Raw genomic sequence first — 4,186 nt, forward strand, 5'->3', positions numbered from 1 at the left:
CCAGCCGATCAACTATCCGACGGTGCCCAAGGGCACCGAACGCCTGCGCTTCACGCCCTCGCCAAACCACGACGACGGCATGATGGACGCCCTGGTCAGCGCCATGGACAAGCTCTGGACCCACTGCCACATCGCCCGGATGCCGGCGGCCGCGTGACGGCGGAAGCAACGACGGCCGTCCGAGACGGCCGTCGCGAATGCGATCAGAACTTGCGGCCGATACCGAGGGAGACGACCCAGGGATCAAGGTTCACGTCGCTCTTCAGCGTGCCGCCATTGATGCTGGCGTCGGTGTTGAACCAGACCTTCTTGACGTCGAGGTTGACGGTCCATGGGCCCGACACGGCGATGTCCGCGCCCGCCTGCAAAGCATAGCCGACGCCGTCGTCCAGACTCACGTCGAAGCCGTTCTTGTCCTCACCGCTGAAGAACAGCATGTAGTTGAGCCCTGCACCGACATAGGGACTGACACGTGCTTCGGGGGCTGGTCGATACTGGAGCGTGACGACGGGCGGCAGCACCCAGGTCTCGTGAACCGCGACATCCGTCGTACCGCCTTGGGCCCGGATCTCGTGTTGAGTTGCGCCCAGGATCGCCTCGACGGAGATATTGTCGGTCAGGAAATAAGTGAAGCCGAGGGTCGGCATGACATCATAGCCGACATCCACGTGCAGGCCTGTACCGGCTCCGGCGGCGGTGGTGATGGCGTCGTCGGCACCGGAGGCTATATCGGTGATCCGGCCCGTCACGATCCAGTCGCCCTTGTGGGCGGCTTGCCAGTCTTGTGCGGAAGCTGGCTCAGCAGCCAGGACGGCGAGGGCGATGCCGCCCCCGAGGGCGGCGATCCTGAGAGAGTTATGCGAGCGCATCTTGAGTTCCACGACGCGGTCCGGTCGCGGAATGCGTCCGGTTGGAGGCGTCGGGCACGGTGTGATCTCGCATGCCAACGGACGCCTTGATCCATCGCAAACCTCAGATCATCCGACCATGTCTCCCGGTGATCGGCACCAGAGATGTATCGAAGGCGGCACAGACCAGACGCACGAACGGCCGGCCCAGTTCGGTCACCGAAATCTGGCTGTCATCGCAGACCACCAAGCCATCATCGAGCAGCGGCACCAACCTGGCCAGGGCGGCGGAGAACCTGTCTGGAGCCGGGCCATGGATACGTTCGATCTCGGGAAGACTGACTGAGAAATCGCACATCAGCCGCTCGATTACCTCGGCGCGTCGCCGATCATCGGACGTCAGAGCCAATCCCCGCGTGACCGGAAGCGTCCCGGCTGCCACTGCTGCACGCCAGTCCCGCTCGACGGCATGGTTCTGAACATAGCCCTGCGCCGTGCGTCCAATCGACGAGGCACCAAGCCCGATGAGCGTCGAGGCGTCGTCGTCCGTATAGCCCTGAAAGTTCCGATGCAGCCGACCCGTTCGCGCGGCCATCGCCAGGCTGTCGGCCGGCAAGGCGAAATGATCGAGGCCCACGGCTTGATACCCTGCATCGATCAGGTAGGTCGCGGCAGCCTGGCTCTGGGCGAACCGCTCGGCGGGGCCCGGAAGGTCAGCGTCGTTGATGAGTTTCTGGTGGGGCTTCATCCACGGCACATGGGCGTAACCGAACAGGGCGATGCGCGCGGGCCTCAGGGTCGTCACCTGGTCCAGGGTGGCCAGCAGGTCGTCCCGCGTCTGCAGCGGAAGCCCGTACATAAGGTCGAGGTTGAGCGAACCCACGCCTGCGTCCCACAGCCAGTCGGCGGCGCGGACGACCGTTTCAAAAGGTTCGATACGATTGATCGCCCGTTGTACACTTGGCGACAGATCCTGCACCCCAAGGCTGGCGCGGTTCAGGCCGTTTCGGGCAGCGGCGCGGACCCAGTTTCGGGTCAGGCTTGAGGGATCGAGTTCGGCAGCGATCTCACCGTGGTCAGCCAGGTCGAAGGTTTCACGCAGGCCGTTGAAGAGCCGATCCAGATCATCGGGGGCCACCATATTCGGCGTACCTCCGCCCAGATGCAGACGAGACACCCGTTGACGTCGACCCAGCGCCGCCGCCCCCAGACCCGCCTCGGCGAGAAGCAGATCAATGTAGCTGCGTATAGTCTCCGCCCGGTTCACTGCGCGCGTATTGCAGGCGCAATACCAGCAGAGCGTCCGGCAAAAGGGAATGTGGACATAGAGCGAGGCAGGCTCATCGGCAGCAGCCTGGGCGAGCCAGTCCGCCCAGTCGGCGGGCCCTGTCTGGGCGTTGAACTGGGCCGCTGTGGGGTAGCTGGTGTAGCGTGGCAGGTTGGCGTCGTAGCGTTCGATCAGGGCGGCGGACCGAAGATGGCGTTGGGTCTGGGCACATGCGGCGTTCGCCAGGGTCATGGTCGGGCTCCGTAGCGCCGATCCCCGCGACCGACATCATGTCGCGACTAACGTCGCCGACATGGGTCGTCTTTGACCTTGGTCAATCCGCGCCTGTCAGGCGTCTCCGTCAGCCAGGGCGCGAAGCAGGTCCGGTTGTTCGATGCGCGCCTCGGTCAGCGATACCAGCCGGATCACGCCCTGGGTCTTCAACCGGGTGAAGACCCGACTGACGGTCTCGATCGTCAATCCGAGATAGTCCGCGATTTCGGCGCGCGTCATCGGAAGGTGAACGCGGCCCGCCGGACCCGGTCTGGCAGGGTCATGGGCCGGCATTTCCAGCAGGAAGGTTGAAACGCGTTCGAGGGCCGTCTTGCGACCCAGCAACAGCATCTGGTTCTGCGCCGCCGCGAGCTCATGATTGGCTCTTTCAAGCAGGGCCGCCTCCAGCGTCGGTGTCTCACGGATCAGCGCGCGGTAATCTGTCTTGCGAAACCGGCAGGCGGTCACCGGCTCGATCGCCTCGGCCGAGAACACATAGGTCTCACCTGTGGCCAGGCCCAGAAAGTCGCCGGCAAACAGGAAGCCGGTGATCTGGCGGCGGCCATCGGACAACAGCCTGTATACCCGCACCGAACCCGAGGTGATGTTGAACACGTGCCGTGCCGGTTCGTCGGCGCGGATCAGGGTGTCTCCGACGTTCAACGCCATATGCTCGGCCAGAGCATCGAGACGGCTGAGATCGGCATCGTCGATGCTGGCGCAGACGCTCAGAGGGCGGGCACCACAGGTGTCGCAGGCATTGCTACGCCGACGGTCGGCGCAGTCGGCGGGAAGGGCCTTCAGCTCCAGCATGCTCAGGTCCTCCTTGTCGTCGAACGGGTAGGCGAATGCCTAAGGCCTTGGTGTTTGAGCGAGATCAATGCGGTGACATGAGTCTGGGCCAATAATCGGCAGATGGCCATTGTCGTAAAGCCCCTTGAGCCGAATGAGTTTGACGATGGACTCGTTCTGGCTCGGTTGGGTCACGCGCCGTTCGACGAGGCGACGTGGCGCGAAGAGCTCAGGGCCCTTTCCAGAGATGCCATCCAGGGTGGAGGGCTTCTCGCTCGAAACTCTACGGGGCGAGTTTGCGGCCTGATGTTGTATCGCATTCTCGCCGTGCCGGGGGCAGGCCCCAGCCTTGAGATTCTCCGGCTCGTGGCCTTTGACCTGATGAACCCGCTGCCGATTGCCGATGCCCTTGTGTATGAGGCGTTCCAGCTGGCTCGCTTGCAGGGATGCGAAACCTTGCGCACCGTTCGCCGTCTCACGACGCCCGCCGATACGATCGCAGCCGTCCTGGCGGTCGGCGTCATCGAGCTCCACAGCGTCTTCTAAGATTTGATCTCCCTCAAAGCGTCCGCGCCTCGTTTCCCGCACAGACCCTCCATCAAAGGAGATCGTCATGCCCCGGGAAGCTGTCCCATCGGTGCTGTCAGTCTAACACTAACTTGTCTCCACAGAGGACGGCTAAGCCGCTGATGGGGATGACATTCCGTGATACCGATCTCGTTCAAACGTCACCGCTTTCCAGCCGATGTGATCCGCCAAGCGGTCTGGCTCTACTTCCGTTTCAGTCTCAGTTTTCGGGACGTCGAGGAACTGATGGCGGCCCGCGGCGTGGACGTCAGCTATGAGACCATCCGCTGTTGGACGATCAAGTTTGGACCTCTCATCGCCCGGCGTTTGAAAAAGAGGCGGTGGCCGCCGTCGCCGCGCTGGCACCTGGACGAGGTCGTCTGCAACATCGCCGGCAAGCGGATGTTTCTGTGGCGGGCCGTCGATGACGAAGGCGAGG

5 protein-coding genes and 1 pseudogene are annotated in these 4,186 nt (G+C 63.5%); 3 read left to right on the top strand and 3 right to left on the bottom strand.

Annotated features, from left to right (window positions below; all coding sequences use genetic code 11):
- Positions 1-157: pseudogene (locus ACILQR_RS15740) on the top strand (5-aminolevulinate synthase); the annotation flags it as partial.
- 46 nt (positions 158-203) lie between these two features.
- Here ACILQR_RS15740 and ACILQR_RS15745 read toward each other — a convergent pair.
- From ACILQR_RS15745 to ACILQR_RS15755, 3 genes are all read right to left on the bottom strand, one after another.
- Positions 204-869 (bottom strand): OmpW family protein, encoded by a 666-nt coding sequence (locus ACILQR_RS15745; RefSeq protein WP_395652325.1) that lies wholly within the window; start codon positions 867-869, stop codon positions 204-206.
- 103 nt (positions 870-972) lie between these two features.
- Complete coding sequence (gene hemN / locus ACILQR_RS15750) at positions 973-2,367, bottom strand: oxygen-independent coproporphyrinogen III oxidase (protein WP_395652326.1); 1,395 nt, start codon at positions 2,365-2,367, stop codon at positions 973-975.
- A 96-nt stretch (positions 2,368-2,463) separates the two neighbouring features.
- Positions 2,464-3,201, bottom strand: a complete 738-nt coding sequence (locus ACILQR_RS15755; protein ID WP_395652327.1) for a helix-turn-helix domain-containing protein — start codon at positions 3,199-3,201, stop codon at positions 2,464-2,466.
- Between the two features lie 102 nt (positions 3,202-3,303).
- Here ACILQR_RS15755 and ACILQR_RS15760 point away from each other — a divergent pair, with 102 nt between their 5' ends.
- Both ACILQR_RS15760 and ACILQR_RS15765 read left to right on the top strand, forming a co-directional pair.
- Entirely contained in the window at positions 3,304-3,726 is a 423-nt protein-coding gene (locus ACILQR_RS15760) for a hypothetical protein (RefSeq protein ID WP_395652328.1), read from the top strand.
- Positions 3,727-3,885: 159 nt separating this feature from the next.
- The coding region (locus ACILQR_RS15765) for a transposase (protein ID WP_395652329.1) at positions 3,886-4,186 on the top strand (301 nt) is incomplete at its 3' end.

The organism is Brevundimonas sp. (genome assembly GCF_044239655.1).
Lineage (GTDB): Bacteria > Pseudomonadota > Alphaproteobacteria > Caulobacterales > Caulobacteraceae > Brevundimonas.